This window comes from Pedobacter sp. WC2501 (assembly GCF_052682415.1).
The window spans coordinates 151,189-168,314 of the sequence record NZ_JBQZFI010000001.1 but is presented as its reverse complement, the minus strand read 5'-3'; the positions used below and the strand labels follow the sequence as shown (position 1 = coordinate 168,314).

At 38.9% G+C, this 17,126-nt stretch carries 11 protein-coding genes; 5 read left to right on the top strand and 6 right to left on the bottom strand.

The window, feature by feature from the left end; all coding sequences use genetic code 11:
- The first annotated feature begins 13 nt into the window (after positions 1–13).
- The 5 genes from ACUN24_RS00775 (at position 14) to ACUN24_RS00755 (ending at position 7,210) form a co-directional block, all read left to right on the top strand.
- Entirely contained in the window at positions 14–1,765 is a 1,752-nt protein-coding gene (locus ACUN24_RS00775; protein ID WP_445560817.1) for a cellulase family glycosylhydrolase, read from the top strand.
- A gap of 14 nt (positions 1,766–1,779) precedes the next feature.
- Positions 1,780–2,979, top strand: coding sequence for a multiheme c-type cytochrome (locus tag ACUN24_RS00770; protein WP_445560816.1), 1,200 nt, complete (start codon positions 1,780–1,782; stop codon positions 2,977–2,979).
- 93 nt (positions 2,980–3,072) lie between these two features.
- Positions 3,073–5,397 (top strand): TonB-dependent receptor, encoded by a 2,325-nt coding sequence (locus ACUN24_RS00765; RefSeq protein WP_445560815.1) that lies wholly within the window; start codon positions 3,073–3,075, stop codon positions 5,395–5,397.
- Positions 5,398–5,401: 4 nt separating this feature from the next.
- A complete protein-coding gene (locus ACUN24_RS00760) occupies positions 5,402–6,208 on the top strand; it encodes a DUF4249 domain-containing protein (RefSeq protein WP_445560814.1) in 807 nt (268 codons plus the stop codon).
- A gap of 42 nt (positions 6,209–6,250) precedes the next feature.
- A complete protein-coding gene (locus tag ACUN24_RS00755; RefSeq protein ID WP_445560813.1) occupies positions 6,251–7,210 on the top strand; it encodes a 2-hydroxyacid dehydrogenase in 960 nt (319 codons plus the stop codon).
- Between the two features lie 127 nt (positions 7,211–7,337).
- Here ACUN24_RS00755 and ACUN24_RS00750 read toward each other — a convergent pair whose 3' ends face one another.
- The 6 genes from ACUN24_RS00750 to mutL all read right to left on the bottom strand — a co-directional run bounded on the left by ACUN24_RS00750 (position 7,338) and on the right by mutL (position 16,505).
- On the bottom strand, positions 7,338–10,064 hold the full coding sequence (locus ACUN24_RS00750; RefSeq protein ID WP_445560812.1) for a carboxypeptidase regulatory-like domain-containing protein: 2,727 nt from the start codon (positions 10,062–10,064) through the stop codon (positions 7,338–7,340).
- 422 nt (positions 10,065–10,486) lie between these two features.
- On the bottom strand, positions 10,487–11,119 hold the full coding sequence (locus tag ACUN24_RS00745; RefSeq protein ID WP_445560811.1) for a nitroreductase family protein: 633 nt from the start codon (positions 11,117–11,119) through the stop codon (positions 10,487–10,489).
- A gap of 742 nt (positions 11,120–11,861) precedes the next feature.
- Positions 11,862–12,974 carry an endonuclease/exonuclease/phosphatase family protein gene (locus ACUN24_RS00740; protein WP_445560810.1) on the bottom strand — a complete coding sequence of 371 codons (1,113 nt, stop codon included), beginning with the start codon at positions 12,972–12,974 and terminating at the stop codon, positions 11,862–11,864.
- Positions 12,974–13,828 carry a rhomboid family intramembrane serine protease gene (locus tag ACUN24_RS00735; protein ID WP_445560809.1) on the bottom strand — a complete coding sequence of 285 codons (855 nt, stop codon included), beginning with the start codon at positions 13,826–13,828 and terminating at the stop codon, positions 12,974–12,976. Before ACUN24_RS00735 ends, ACUN24_RS00740 begins: the two co-directional genes overlap by 1 nt.
- Entirely contained in the window at positions 13,821–14,552 is a 732-nt protein-coding gene (locus tag ACUN24_RS00730) for a rhomboid family intramembrane serine protease (protein WP_445560808.1), read from the bottom strand. Before ACUN24_RS00730 ends, ACUN24_RS00735 begins: the two co-directional genes overlap by 8 nt.
- 114 nt (positions 14,553–14,666) lie before the next feature.
- Positions 14,667–16,505 carry a DNA mismatch repair endonuclease MutL gene (mutL, locus tag ACUN24_RS00725; RefSeq protein WP_445560807.1) on the bottom strand — a complete coding sequence of 613 codons (1,839 nt, stop codon included), beginning with the start codon at positions 16,503–16,505 and terminating at the stop codon, positions 14,667–14,669.
- Positions 16,506–17,126 lie beyond the last annotated feature (621 nt).

The following is a 17,126-nucleotide window of genomic DNA, read 5'->3' as shown; positions in this document are numbered from 1 at the left end:
TAATCTTATTGTTATGTCTTTCAAAAAATCGATATTATATATTTTTCTGCTCAATACCATTTCGTTTACAGGATTTAGCCAGGGGTTTTTAAAAGCCGAGGGTAAAAAAATAGTGAACCAAAAAGGGGAGAATGTTTTACTCCGTGGCTTTGGCTTAGGTGGCTGGATGTTACAGGAGGGTTATATGCTCAAAATTAACAAAGAAGCCCAACAGTACCGTATTCGCGAGCGCATAGAAGAACTGATGGGGCCAAAACAGACCCAGGAGTTTTACGATGCCTGGCTGGCAAACCACATGCGTAAAATTGATGTGGATTCGATGAAACGCTGGGGTTTTAATTCCATCCGTTTGCCCATGCACTACAATTTATACACTTTACCGGTGGATAAAGAACCTGTTGCCGGCAAAAATACCTGGCTGGAAAAAGGCTTCGCTTTAACCGATAGCCTGTTATCCTGGTGTAAGGCCAATAAAATGTACCTGATTTTAGATTTACATGCTGCACCTGGTGGACAAGGAAACGATTTAAACATTGCCGACCGCGATCCGTCAAAACCATATTTATGGGATAGCACGGCTAACCAGGAGAAAACCATTGCGCTTTGGAAAAAACTGGCCGAACGTTACAAAGATGAACCTTACATTGGTGCATACGATATTTTGAATGAACCCAACTATGGCTTTACCAATCCTGAAGAGGATAAAAACGGGACAAAAGAAAAAGTGAATGCGCCTTTGCGTAAGTTAATGGTCGAGATTACCAAAGCCATCCGTGAGGTTGATCAAAAACACATCATTATTATCGAAGGAAATGGCTGGGGCAATAATTACAATGGTATTTTCCCATTATGGGATAAAAATATGGTTTTGAGTTATCATAAATACTGGAATTATAATGATCAGGCTTCAATAACACACATTATTAAAGCCAGGGATGAGCAGAATGTTCCGGTGTGGCTGGGTGAAACAGGAGAAAATTCGAATGTTTGGTTTACGGATGCTATCCACCTTTTGGAAAAAAACAATATTGGCTGGGCCTGGTGGCCATTGAAAAAGATAGGTGCCAATAACCCGATGGAAATTAAATCAAATCCTAATTATGATGAGTTGGTAAAGTACCTTAATAATGGTGGAAACAAACCTAAGGATAGTAATGTATATAGCGGTTTAATGGAGCTGGCTATTTATTCGAAATTAGAAAACACGATTATCCACAGAGACGTAATTGATGCCATGATACGCCAGCCCTTTAGTAACGAAACCAAAGCTTTTAAGGCCAATTTAATTAAAGATAAAAGTATTGTTTATGCTGTAGATTACGATTTAGGCAAAAATGGCAAAGCTTATTTCGATACCGATACAGCCGATTACCATACCTCAACAGGAAAAAGAAGTGCAGGTAACCGCGGCCATATTTACAGAAATGATGGGGTGGATATTGTTAAAGATTCTACACAGTACGAAAAGTATTATGTAAACCATATCGAAAAAGGGGAGTGGTTGCAATACACGGTTAATGTTGCTCAAAAAGGTGTTTATGTTTTAAAAATAAATGCTGCTGCAAATCATGCTTCAGGTAGAATGACCATTATGATCGACGATAAAGTGGCAGCTAAAGATATTGCGGTTCCAGATACCGGAGATCATAATAAGTTTGCAACCTTTGAAGTGAAGAACGTTGTTTTAAAGGCAGGTAGGCAAAAAATTAAGGTGCTGGCAGATGCAGGGGGCTATAATTTTAATTATATTCAATTCATAAAATAAAGCAAAATATCATCTTGAAAGGCGCAAAACGGATCCTGTTTGTTTTAGGGGCAATTGCTGTTGCAATCGTTATTCTTTCAAGATGCATGAATGCGGCCGATCAATTGCCCGCAGATGTGCGGGGCGAGGCCTATACCGGGGCGGCTACCTGTGTTAAATGCCATAAAGATTTATCGCAGTCTTATGCACATAATCCGCATGGTTTAACTTCTAAGCCTGTTGTAGATGCAGCTTTGTTAAAAATTTTCGCCCCTGATTCGAACAGTTTCCAATATGATGCAAGCCAAAAAGTAGTAGTAGAGAAGAGAGACAGCGGGATATTTCAGGTCGCTTATCAGGATGGTAAAGCTGTGCGTGCGCAAAAGTTCGATATGCAGTTTGGTTCAGGCGAAAAAGCCTATACTTATACTTATTGGCAAGGCAAAAAAATGTACGAACTGCCTTTATCTTACTTCACTGCCATTAAGAACTGGGCCATCAGTCCTGGTTTTCCAAAAGAAAACTTTTATTATGACCGCGCGATAACGAGCCGTTGTTTGGAGTGCCATGCTTCTTATGTAGATGTTAAAATCACGCAAAAATCTACTTTTGAAAAGGATGAGGAGATGGAAAAAGGTACTGTTATTTATGGGATAGATTGTGAGCGTTGCCATGGCCCGGGGAAACAGCATGTTGTTTTTCATATGGAAAACTCGGAAGAAAAAACTGCAAAATTCATCACCCTTTACAAAACACTTACCCGTAAACAGAAGATGGATGTTTGCGCCGTTTGCCATTCGGGCAATACTTTGGTGGCACAACGATCGGTATTCGGTTTCCAGCCGGGAGACGATTTAGAGGCTTACTATTCGCAGGATTTTACAGGTTTTGGTGGTGGTAATATTGATGTACACGGTAACCAAAGTGCCATGCTAAATGGCAGTAATTGTTATCGGAAAAGTGAAACCATGACCTGCCAATCGTGCCACAATACACATGAAAATATTAAGGGTAATTTAGCAGTTTACTCACAGCGCTGTATCAATTGCCATAAAACGACTAACCACAGTAAAGCTACTTTAGCCAAGGGATCGCTGAGTACCAATTGTATCGACTGCCATATGCCTATGGAACCTTCAAAACTGATCACCTTTCAACAGGCAGGTAAAAATCATCTCAGCCCGTACCGTTTACGCTCACACCATATTGCCATTTATCCCGTTATTAATAAGTAAAACCAAACTTTTATTAAGAACTGCTCCAATATCTTTTAATAGGACTTGGATTTCGTACATTTGGTTTCCACCTTAAATTAGATAGTAGCCAATATGCCCTTAAAATACTACTTAGCTTTATTCTCCTTCCTTTTTCTATCCACCTCTGTTTTTGCACAAAAGAAATTTACCCTCAGCGGCACTATTCGCGATGCGGGTACAGGCGAAACCTTAATTGGTGCAACGGTAAGAATTTCCGGAGCATCTACCGCAGCAACCTTAACCAATAATTATGGATATTTTGCTTTAACACAAACCGAAGGAACCTACACGGTGGCGGTAAGTTATACCGGCTATACATCCATTGTTAAAACCATCAGTTTAACAAAAGATACGAAGTTAAATGAGGAATTAAAAAGTACAAATGATTTAGATGAAGTAACAGTAAGCGCTAATAACCGCAAAAACGAAAACGTTAAAAGTGCGCAGATGGGTCTGGAAAGGATTGATATGAAAACGCTTAATTCTATCCCAGTGCTGCTGGGCGAAAAGGATATTTTAAAAACCATCCAATTATTACCAGGCGTAAAATCAGGTGGAGAAGGGAATACAGGTTTTTATGTTCGCGGTGGTGCAGCCGATCAGAATTTAATTATTTTGGATGAGGCTGTGGTGTACAACTCATCACACTTACTTGGCTTTTTCTCTACTTTCAATGCCGACGCGATTAAAGATGTAAGTTTATACAAAGGTGGCATGCCAGCGCAATATGGTGGCCGGTTATCATCGGTTTTAGATGTTAAAATGGATGATGGGAACAATAAAGAGTTTAAGTTTGAGGGAGGAATTGGTTTAATCGCCTCACGTTTAAAAGCAGAAGGACCAATTGTAAAAGACAGAGGCTCATTTATGGTGAGTTTCCGCAGAACTTATATTGATCTGTTTTTAAGAGCTTCGCCAGATTCGTCGGTGAATGGAAGCACACTGAATTTTTACGATATTAACGCAAAGGCGAATTATAAAATCAATGATAAAAATACCATTTATATTTCGGGCTATTTTGGCAAGGATAATATTGGGGTGAAGGATTTGTTTGAGAATAACTGGGGCAACGTAACCACCACCATCCGCTTAAACCACATTTTTAACGACCGCTTGTTTTCTAATACTTCGTTAATTTACAACAACTACAATTATACCGTTCGTTTGTTAAATGATGCGACTAATTTTAAGGCGACTTCGCTGGTACGGGATTTTAATTTTAAGGAAGATTTTCAGTATTTCAGCAACAAACATATTCTCAGGTTCGGGCTAAATGCTACCCAGCACCGCATATCGCCGATTGATATTGATAGCGATGTATCCTCGCAGGTAAATTCGCTTACACAAGAGCGCAGGTATGGAATAGAATCTGCTGCCTATTTTTCTGATGAATGGAATGTAAACGAGCACCTTAACTTTTTATATGGTGTAAGGTTGGCTGCTTTTTCTTTAATGGGGCCTGGTAATTTTAGCACTTATGATACTGATGGGAATATCGCATCAACAGAAAATGTAGCCAAAGGCAAGTTTTACAAAAACTATTTCAACCTGGAGCCTCGCTTTTCTATGAGTTACCTCTTTAACGAAGAAAATTCTATTAAAGCATCGTACAACCGCAATACACAGAATGTTCACATTTTAACCAATGCGACTTCCAGTTCGCCAACCGATCAGTATGTGTTGAGCAGTAATAATATTAAACCAGAAATTGCCGATCAGGTGGCGCTGGGGTATTTTAAAAATATTAAAGAAAATACCTACGAACTCTCTGCAGAAATTTATTATAAATGGCTGCAAAACCAGATCGATTACAAGAATGCTGCCCAGTTGCTGGCCAATTCGAATGTAGAATCGGAACTGATATACGGCGTAGGTAGAGCTTACGGGCTGGAACTGTTTTTTAAAAAGAAATTTGGCAAGCTGAATGGCTGGGTAGGGTATACGCTATCGCGTACTGAACGCAAATTTACAGAACTGAATAACGGCAAATATTTTCCGGCCAGACAAGACCGTACACACGATATTTCGGTGGTTGGTATTTACAACATGACCCCAAGGTGGACATTTTCGTCAAGCTTTATTTACAGTACCGGCAATGCAGTTACCTATCCGGCAGGGAAATATACCGTTGGTGGGCAACCAGCTTATTATTATACCCAACGCAATGCAGGCCGCATGCCTTACAATATGCGTTTAGATATAAGTGCCACATTAGATGGCAAGAAAAGAGGCAAATACCAATCGAGCTGGAATTTCGGTATTTACAATGTGCTGGCCAGAAAAAACCCTTACTCCATAGAGTTCATTACCGACCCGCAAAATCCGAACAAAACTGCTGCACAGCAAACCTCTCTTTTTGGACTTATTCCATCTGTTACCTGGAATTTTAAATTTTAATGCCATGAAAAAACTGACCATATATTTTGCCCTATTTACCTTGTGCCTTGCTTCATGCAAGAAAATTATTTCCATTGATACGGAGAATGCCGACCCACAGTTAGTGATTGAAGGGATCATTAATAACCAGTTGATGGACCAGGAAATTAAACTCAGCAAAACGATAGGTTATACCGAGGAAAATGTTTTCCCCAAAATTTCGGGTGCCACGGTTACCGTAACCGATAGCAAGGGAAATACGTTTGTATTCAAAGAAGGAACTAAGTCGGGTACTTATGTTAATCGCATGAAGGGTGAGCCTGGTGTTACCTATAATTTAAATGCGACTGTTGAAGGACAAAACTATACCGCCAGTTCTAAAATGCCTAATTTGGTTAAAATGGATTCAATTGGGATCATTAATAACACTTTTTTTGGTCGTGAACGTAAAACAGCGGCAGTCTTTTTTAGAGATCCGGTTAATGAAGTAAATTTCTACCATTTTAACCTCTATGTAAACGATGTGCTGTCGCGACGCTATTATGCCAGTAACGACAGGCTAACCAATGGTAACGATTTGCGGATCCAGCTCTTTTTTAAACCCAATAACGATCACGACAGCGACGAGCTGAATACCAATGATAAGGTTAGGGTTGAAATGGAATGTGTCGACAGTAATATTTTTAATTATTGGTATGCACTTAGCCAGCAAGCAGACCGCGGGCCTAACCAGGGTACCACGCCGGCCAACCCCACATCAAATCTTTCGAATAATGCATTGGGTTATTTCAGTGCAAATACCTATCAGGTACTCACGGCGACTGTAAAGTAAACATTAAGCAAAACTCCTGGTCAGATTTACTGTTAAATTAATATGAAAGTATTTATAAGCGGAAACATTGCTCCGGTTGGAATAAAAGAACTGGAAGAAAACAATATCTCCATCACCCAGTGGAAAGAAAACAGGCAGATTACAGCCGAAGAATTAATTGAGGCCTGTCAGGGACAGGATGGCTTGATTAGCGTTGGGCCAAATAAGCTTAATGCTGCATTTTTAAATGCCTGTAGCCATTTAAAGGTAATTGCGTTGCATTCTGTAGGTTACGATCAGGTTGATGTTGCTGAAGCTAAAAAATTAAATATTCCGATTGGTAATACACCAGGTGTTTTGAGTGCAGCGACTGCTGATACTGCTTTTTTATTGATGCTCGCTGTATCACGAAAGGCTTTTTTCTCACACAAAAAAATCATTCAAGGCGAATGGAAAAACTATGAGCCTTCACCAGAACTCGGAATTGAGGTAAATGGCAAAACCCTCGGTGTTTTTGGCCTGGGCAAAATTGGTTTAGAGATGGCCAAAAAGTGTAAAGCTGCCTACCAAATGGAGGTCATTTACCACAACAGATCGCGTAACGAAGAAGCCGAAAGAGAAATCGGTGCAAAGTATGTGTCTTTTGAAGAACTTTTAGCACAAAGTGATGTGTTATCTGTACACACCGCCTTAACACCAGAAACCAAAGATAAATTTACGCTTGATGTTTTTAAGCAGATGAAGCCCAATTCGATTTTCATTAATACAGCCAGGGGAGGTATTCACAATGAAAAGGACTTAATTAAAGCCTCAGATGAGAAAATGATATGGGGTGCAGGTTTGGATGTAACAAACCCGGAACCCATGGATAAAAATAATCCTTTGCTGGCTATGGAAAACGTTGCTGTTTTACCGCACATCGGCTCAGCTACCGAAGAAACCAGAGCAGCCATGGCACAGATTATTGTTAAAAATGTTTTGGCTGGTTTAAAAGGAGAGAAGTTGCCGTATGAGGTGAAGTAAGATGTGATTTGAGATTTGAGATTTGAGATGGATGAGGGGCGAGAAGCCAATTCCATCATCCATCTTACATTTTTCATTTAGGGTTATTAACCATTGACTATCAGACTATGAACCATTTGCCTCTATTCTATTTTACGAGATATTTAAACACCGCTCTTCCTAAATTTCCATTGGCATCTATTCCTTCAATAATTACTTTGTACTGTCCTTTTCCATCAGCGTTATAATATTCAAAAGAAGCATTGCCGGTTGCATCAGTAACTACTTTAGGGTTCCAGTAAATGGTAGTCCTTAAATCGTTCCGGTTCATGCTGGCAGGAACATCATATTTAGGTGAGTAGAACTGTTTTTCTTTGTTATAACCCTGTGGTGAGAAAGTAAGTTCATAATACTTAGGAAGCATATCCATTAATTGGGCTTTCGTAATCTTAGTGCCTTTAGGTGCTTTTTTCTGGTTAAATACAATTACACCGTTTACATTATTGGCACGGTTCACCAAACCTAAATCGTCCCTTAAAAATACCTCAACCGATTCGAGCTGGTTGACATCTATAGTATTAATCTGGTTAACATCCACGTTCATACCATTGATAAAAATACCCATCGGGATTTTTTTGCCCTGGTTGTAATCGCGGGTAACGTAAAAGTTATTATCGGCAAAGGTAACCCCAGCCAGCATACCCTGTAAACAGTTAATTAATAAACCACAGCCTTTAAACCGGTCTCCACTAACTTCATGGTCGGCCATTTGGCTTAATCCGCTCAGTGCGGGATAATCCTTGTGACTTACTTTCGGAACCACTGTGGCTTTAATATTTACATCTTTTAGTGTATGTAAATAAGCATATTGTCTTTTACTGTTATCTAAATAACTGGTTAAAGCACTATCAATATTTAAAACCTCTTCAGCTGCACTAAAGTTTCTGGTTAGTGTAGGTACCGGTGCACCATTTAAGCTTAAGGTCATGTTTTTATAGTTTACATTATACTTAGCGGTAATGGTTACTTTAGAGGAGTCGTTAAATACCAGGTTTTGGAATTTAAAATTCCCGACAGGATCTGTAGTACTTTCCAGATTGAAACGTTTATCAGGTATAGTTAATAATAAAGCTCCTTTTCTAACCGGAATACCGTTGTTTTGACGCAGAATACCGGAAATTTCAATTCCTTGTTCCGGTAAGAAATCAATTTTCGGCAATTTATTGGCAATAATATCAGTGTATTTAAAACTGCGGTATCCCTGGGTAAGGAGCAATACATCTAAATCTGCATTTTTCTTTGTGTCAGGTGCATTAAAGTAATAATTTGCTTTTTCAATATAACCTTTAACATCGCTGCTTAACAACAGGCCTGTTAATATCGTACTCGTTGCATCTTCGCTGGATGGAACTTTGGTTTCATCTACAACAGCTACCGAGAAGTTACCTTCAACAGGAGCGCCATCTTTTTTAGCAGCAACATTTATCTTAACCTTTTTCTTGATTCCATAAGTAGTTGCGGTGCTGGTTAGCGTTACCGCCATGGTATTTTTGTGCTGAACAAAAACCAATCGCTCACTTAGTGGTTTACCAAATTCATTAAACAGGGTAAATTGTGCAATTCCATTCGGGAATTTAGATTTAAGTACAGTGGTACTGTATTCTTTGTTTGATAAGGCTGTTTGTGCACCATAACAGATCACGCCTTTACTCTGTGCAATTAAATAAAGTTTTTTACCCTGGTTTTGTTCAAAGAAGGCATCGTTAGCCGAAATTTTGATGGCTATATTATCTGCACTGCTGTTATCTATATTTACAGAAACACCATTTGCAGCAACTGCCGGTAAGTTATAATTTTGAGAGGTTCCATCGGCATAGGTAACAGCTGCTTTGTACGTTTTTCCGGCTTCGGCCAGTAAGTTAAAACTGCCCATTCCTAAATGTTGGGCAGTAAATGTTGCTACTGTTTTGCCATCATTATCGGTAACTGTACCTTTTGAACTGATGCCCAAACCATCACTCTTAATCGCTTTAAATGCCACTTTAGTAGTTAAGCCTGCAATCAGACTTCCTCCCTCTGGGAAGAATTGAAAATCTTTACTTACGATGGCGTTTTTAAGTTGAAAGCTGCTGCTCGCCACATCTTTATCTGTGGTATTAATGCTGGTAATCAGTTCGCCTTTTTGTAATTGATATTCCGCCTTCTGTGCATTGCTCATCGCGATGGTTAAATAACCGTTCGCATCTGTTGTACCCCTGCCTTTGGCAATAACTGTAAAACTGGTAACCACCTGCCAACTTACATTTTTATTGGCGTAGGGTTTGTTATTGGCATCTTTAAATTGTACACGCGCATCAATTTTTTCCAGCTTATCTGTAGAGGTATTTTTATAAGTGATATGGGTTTTTACCTCCTTGTCAATCGCTTCGCCAACATAAAAGGTCTTGTTAAAATAAGCGGGATCTTCACTGTTGAGCATCCACAGCGTATAAGCCCTGATGTGGTAATTACCTTGTTTATAGTTAATCTGATCTAATGGGAAACTGCCATAAGCAAAACCACCGGTAATGGGTAACTTTAAGGTTTGGATAAGTGAATCTTTCTGATTGATTACATCCACATAAATGATCTTACTGATTGCGGATAAGAAATTCTGGTTTTCGGTAACGTAGGCTTTAAACCAAACCGTATCGGCAACAGCGTAATAAGGCTTATCAAAGTGAAGATAAATCTTTTCAGCAGGATAATCGCTTAATATCTTGTTGGTTTTGGTAATGATACTGTTTATGCTAATGGTATCGGTTTGTGCCGAAGAAGAAAAACTTAATGTTGATAAAAGTGACAGTATAATAAACGATAATCTAAAAATCTTCATGGATTGGATATTAAATGCTAGCCCGTAAATATATCCAATTATAAATAGAGCACATAAAATGTAATGAGGTTTAACATTTTTTTACAAAAATTTCTATGTTAATCGTCATCCTGGTGCGATAGCTTTCGGATTTGTTCAGAATCTACACGTGGAGTGCTTCTCAGGTTAATTGTTTGAACCGGTTAATCGACAGTAGTCTTCAGACTAACCAAGGTCGTCATTGCGAGAAGGCTTTTTCAGCCGACGAAGCAATCTTTGTAATTGAGTTAAATCTATATGTAAAGATTGCTTCACTCCAATCCACTGGCCGCGCTTCAGTTCGCAATGACGGATTTTGTTTTGAGATACCCGATATGAAAAAAACCTATAAACAAAACAAGCCGCTTTTAGCGGCTCGTTTTAAATATAATGGTGTTTGCCTGTTATTTAAACTCGATCAGGAATTCCTCTTTAGGTGAACGTACTTTTTTAAGATTTACCAACCAATCGCCAGCTTCATCCCTGTTTCCTAATGGCAATAGGGTAACACTTTTTAAGCCTTTTTTATCTAAACCTAAAAGTTCATCTAAGGCAGGGCCGTTAAAACCTTCCATTGGCGTAGCATCAACTTTTAATACAGCCGCTTCTGCAATGGCAATACCGAAAGCAATATAAGCCTGACGGGCTGCATGGTTGAAGTTTTCTTCCGCCGTTCTGGATAAAATCATGCCTTTAAGTTGTGCTTTGTAAGCATCTGTAGTATCCAGTGGTAAGCCACGCTCTGCATTCATTCTGTTAAAAACGGCATCTATACCTTCTTCTGTATAATTTTCGTTTGCCGCGAAAATCAATAGGTGAGAAGAATCAATCACTTGCGATTGGTTAAAAGCAATCGGCGCAATTTTCTCTTTTAATTCCTGGTTGGTTACCACAATCACTTTAAAAGGCTGTAAACCAGATGATGTAGGCGCCAAATGTGCTGCTGCAATAATTTTATCAACTTTTTCCTGTTCAACAGGTTGACCGTTCATTTTCTTAACGGCATAACGCCAGTTAAGGGCATCTATTAAGCTCATATTTTGAAGATTTTTTTTAAATTTTATGAAGCAAAGATGGAAATAAGGAACAAACCTATTGTTGATGTATGGTAAGAAAATAAAATAGCGAGTGATTTGATCATCATTTTGCATTAAGCTTACATGTTGCTTATTTCTTATATACCTGAACTCGATTAATAACATACCCTTAAAGATCTTCTGTAGATATTTTAACTCACCGCCGTCACCCTGAATTTATTTCAGGGTCTATCTAGCAGGAAAGATGCTGAAACAAGTTCAGCATGACGACCGCGTAGGAAAAAGTGACAAAAATTGATCACAATGGGTAAATATTTTCCTATCGGTTGGTGTCTCACCGACCGAAATGGAATAAATTAAGAATGACGAATTATGAAAGAGTTTTATTAAAATCAGGAAATGAATGGCTTGTAGCTCTTGGAGGCTTTAGTCCTGCCATTCGCTATAGCTCCGATAGAAAAAATCGGAGGCTGTCGCTGCTGTCAGGTTTAGGAACATGGGTTCTGCATCCTGCAACCCCTAATATGAAATGCAACTGCGGCCACCTAGCCCCGGTTGAAGTGTTACCCTGCAGCAACGAGGCACGAGGAAGCGAAGCGTAAAAACGGAAAACGGGAAGAAACTTCTTGTTTTGCACAGGGATTGTGCTCCAAATGAAAAATCATTACACTACAATCGAAAGCGTGATTTTTTCCATCGCTATGGCTCGTGTCTTTACGCACCATAAGATCGTATTTAAGCCTTAGGGAATAAACCTCAAATCGCTGCGCACCGGAAAGTGATCGGATAATTTGGCTTTGGTGATTTTGTAATTTAACACCTCAAGTTGCTTAGAAGTGGCAATATAATCAATCTGGAAATTAGGAAATTTACCATTATAGGTTTTACCAAAGCCATTGCCCTTTTTAATAAAACTATTGTTTAAACCGGCGGTAATTTGGGTAACCACATAGGATGCCGGCGTATCGTTAAAATCACCTGCAATAAGGTAAGGTGTTTTACAGGTGGCCATTTCCTTTTTCATAATATCTACCTGGCCGCTCCGTTTCAAAAAGGCACTTTTCAGCATTCTTAAAATCCGTTTGGATGGTTGCAGTTCGGTATTCATTTCTTTCACCTTATCCAGGTATTCGTAATCCTGTTTTTCGAAAGAAATAGATTGAAAATGTACGTTATAGACCCTCAGTATTTTGCCCTTAATATTTAAATCGGCATAAATACTCATGTTGTTGGAGAAACCTTCAACAAAAGGGATTTTACCAGAATTTTTAATCGGATATTTAGAAAATATGGCCAGGCCAACTGCCTCATAATCATTTTTATTGATGGGTACGAAGTAATAGTATTTTGTGTTCAATAATGATTTCAAGCTATCAACAGTATCAAATGCGCCTTTATAACGGGTAAAAAATTCCTGGAAACAGATAATATCAGGATTTTGGTCTTTCACCACCTGCAGCATTTTTTCTTTTACCGATTCGGTATTGTCTTCGCCATATAGTTTAAAACTATGCACATTATAAGTCATCATTCTGATGCTATTGTCTGCTTTTTCAGCTCTGCCCTCATCGCCGCCAATGGCAAAGGTTGCTTTTAAAGTTTTAGCACCAAGTGCGATAACCAAAATGGTTGCGATTGCAAAAATCCATTTTTTGCCTATACACCACCAAGCCAGGAAGATGATATTCGCGAATAGAACAAAGGGGTAGGCGAGACCGAAAAAAGCAATAATGGCATGTTTTCTTGGATCCATATTTCCGGCCAGAACCCCCAAAAGCAAAGCAATTGCCAACATAAAGGCAATAGGCAAAAAGAGTTTATCTATGAAACTATATTTTTTGTTTTTCGTGGCCATTAATCTTTACTTGCCTTAAATAGTTTTTCTTTTTCTACAGCTGTTAATTTATCATACCCTGAAGTCGATATTTTGTCTAAAATGGAATCGATTTCCTGTTGAGAAACACCACCTTTAAATTCTGGTTTTTTAATCGGTTTTTCATTCCGAACCACTTTTAATTTTGGCTTACGCTCAAACAGTTTGCTCCAATCCCTTCCATTTTGTAAACTTTTAATGAAGGTGAAACCTAAAAGTGCACCACCAATATGCGCTAAACTTCCACCTGCATTTATTGAGCCGATAGCAATAAAATCGAGCACAAAATAGATAATGGCAATCCATTTTATTTTAACCTCACCAAAAATGAAAAGCATAATGGTATAGTTGGGAACAAGCGTCGCGGCAGCAAAAATGATAGCCATTACTGCAGCAGAGGCACCTACTATGGTTACATTGGTTAATCCTGCTGCATATACCGGGAATATATTTAATATGGCGACAGCAAACAAACCACCAAATAAACCACCTGCAAGGTAAACAAAATGAAATTGCCTGCTTTTTAGAAAATTCATGAATATATTGCCGAACCAGAATAAGCCGAGCATATTAAACAGGATATGAAGAATCCCGTCATGAAAAAACATGTAAGTAAATATGGTGTAAAAACGTTCAGGCAATTTGGAAATGCTTGCTGGTAAGCCAACATATTCTCTAAGCCATAAATTAAAATCGATAGGGATACGACCTAAAAAAACAATTACACCAATAATGGCAGTGATTAAAAACAGCATCACATTAATCCCAATGTAAAAGAACAATGGATTGCCCGATTGAAAAACCTTGTATTTTAAATCTTTAAAGGTATTATTCATAGAGTGTATAAAATGTATCGTTTTTGTCTTTCCATATTTTAACAAGTATAAAGCCGATTAAAGCACCACCAAGGTGAGCATAATGCGCAACAGAATCGCCTTCAAACTGGGCAACACCCAAAGATAACTCTACTAAAATATAAACTGGTATAATATATTTTGCTTTCACTGGAACCGGAATAAACATAATTAGTAATTCTGCATTTGGATAAAGCATGCCAAAAGCAACCAGCAAGCCGAAAATTGCACCCGATGCACCAAGCATACCGCCAAAATAAATACTCCGTAGTGTAACTGCTTGTGCCATGGAAAGTTGATTCGTGTTGAACTCTCCCTGAAATAATGCGGTAAGATTTATCTTTCCGTTATTAGTAACGCTACCGATAATCTGATGTACTTCGTAAGCCTGTACGGCCCACTGCAATGCAAGTGCGCCTAATCCGGTAATAAAATAAAAGATAATAAATTTTTTGCCTCCCCATCTTGATTCTAATAAACTTCCAAAAGAATACAATGCAAACATGTTAAAAAAGATGTGTGCTATGCCGCCATGCATAAACATGTAGCTAATTGGCTGCCATAGCTCAAACTTCGGAGAATCGAAATAATATACCGCTAACAGGTCATCAAGGTGAAGGTTTGTGAGCAAGTAAGTTGCTGCAAAAAATAAGATGTTAATAATCAGTAGGTTTTTTACTACTGGTGGAATATATATCTTGTTCATTTAATTTTAAAAATTGTTAACCTAAAATGGTTTAATCGGTCAATTGTCTCCAAACACCCGGCCTATAACTTGGTTAATTGTTTAAATCGGCGCTAAACGCCAAACTCAACACGCTTAACTCTTCTCAAACTTCTTATCCAGCTCTGCTAATGTAATGGTTTGGATAATCGGTTTACCACTCACGCTAAAGTTAGGTGTTTTACAGGCAAAAAGCTCATCAATCAAGGTATTCATTTCTTCCTGACCAAGACTTGTTCCCGCTTTTATAGCGCTGTTTTTAGCCAGGCTTCTCGCGAGGCTATCACGTTTGCTCAATTTTAATTCCTGTTGCGAGTTTTTAAAGCCCTCAATCAGTTGTTCAAATAATTGGGTTTCATTAATGTTGCTGCTGCCCAGATCAACCGGAACACCTTCTACTACCAACGTATTTTTTCCAAATTCGCGTACATCAAAGCCTAAACTTTTTATATCGTCCAGTAAACTTTTTGCCAATTCGAAATCGTTGGCATTTAGCGTAATGGTTTGTGGAAATAAACTCTGCTGCGATGCACCTTTGCGGTCATCCAGATGTACGAGAAAACGCTCATAAAGGATCCGCTCATGTGCCATTTGTTGGTCGATCACCATTAAGCCCGACTTAATCTGCGAAACAATATAGCGGTTGTGCAATTGCATGTACTGTTTCTGCTTGGTTTCTAAAACCGTTTCATCAGCATAAATAGAGGTCTGCTCAACAACTGGCTGTTCAGTTATATCATAAAGCGAACCCCAGTTTTTTGCACTTGGTTTTGCGTCATAATTTCTTGGTGATGAGGCATAACCCGATGTAGAACTGCTATCAATCGCAAATGGATTAAAATCAGGATTGAAATTAATGCTTGGTGGTACAATATCTTCAACCGCTTTATGGGTAATCATATTACTGAAACCGGTTTCCTGGTCGAAATCTAAAGTCGGTGAAATGTTATAACGGCCAATGGAACGTTTTACCGCCGATTTCATGATCGCGTAAATGGATTTTTCGTCCAGGTACTTAATCTCTGTTTTAGTTGGATGAACGTTTACATCAATTTTCGATGGATCGATCTCAATAAACAATACATACAGCGGGTAGCTGTCGTCCGGTAATAAATCTTCGAAAGCAGAGCTTACCGCGTGGTTTAAATAGGGATCTTTAATGAAACGGTTATTCACAAAAAAGAACTGTTCGCCCCTGGTTTTCTTTGCAAAAGCAGGTTTACCGATATAGCCTTTTAAGTTTATAATAGTGGTTTCTTCTTCAACAGGAACCAAACGTTCGTTATAATTGTTGCCAAAAAGATGGACAATACGCTGTTTTAAATTGCCTTTTGGCAGGTTAAAAATCTCGGTGCCATCGTGGTGCAGACTAAAAAATACTGCAGGGTGCGCCAATGCTACACGTTGAAATTCATCCAGGATATGGCGCATTTCTACCGGATTACTTTTAAGGAAATTCCTTCTGGCAGGTGTATTGAAAAATAAGTTTTTAATTGAAATCTGTGTTCCTGGTGAGGTGGCAACCGGTTCCTGATTGGTTACCTGCGCACCTTCAATAGAGATACAGGTGCCGATTTCATCCTCATGCCTGCGGGTTTTCATCTCTACCTGCGAGATTGCCGCAATAGAAGCCATGGCTTCGCCACGGAAACCCATGGTGCGGATGGCAAATAAATCTTCAGCTTTTTTTACCTTCGATGTGGCATGGCGTTCGAAACACATTCGGGCATCGGTAACGCTCATTCCACAGCCGTTATCTATAATCTGAATCAATGCCTTACCTGCATCTTTTATTACCAGTTGGATTTTATCCGCGCCGGCATCAATAGAATTTTCGAGCAATTCTTTTACCGCAGAAGCAGGTCGTTGAACAACTTCTCCGGCAGCAATTTGATTGGCAACAGCATCAGGCAATAAGTGAATAATATCAGTCATGTAGTAAGGCAAAGTGAATTCGCTAAATTATGCAAAATAAGCTTAAGGAACCTGATTTGTTTAAAAGTCAACATGTAAATGACTGTTGGTAAATAGGATTGAATTGCTATATGTCATTCTGAACGCAGTGAAGAATCTTTGTCAGGAACAATTTGTTATTCCTGTCGAGGTTTTTTTGAAAGCAGGTTCCTGTGTCAATCGGCTCCGGTAGTCCTGCTGTACACTATACTTTTTGGCTCCCCTTCGACTCCGCTCAGGGTGACAGCCAAAAAGGTGCCGTTCCCATCAGGTTTATTTTACGTAGGCCTGGCGTTTTGAAAATGCGGTTGTCATCCTGAGCGGAGTCGAAGGATCTTTAAGTGATGAAAAATTACTTTTTTAGAAATCTCTATTTCATGCTGAAAAACGAATAGCAAAAATAAATAATAGGAAAGAATTAATTCTTTATGCATTTTTTTGAAAAGCAGGTTCCTGTGTCAATCGGTTCCGGTAGTCCTGCTGTATACTATACTTTTTGGCTCCCCTTCGACTCCGCTCAGGGTGACAGCCAAAAAGGTGCCGTTCCCATCAGGTTTATTTTATATAGGCCTGTCGTTCTGAACCTAGTGAAGAAATTGCTGC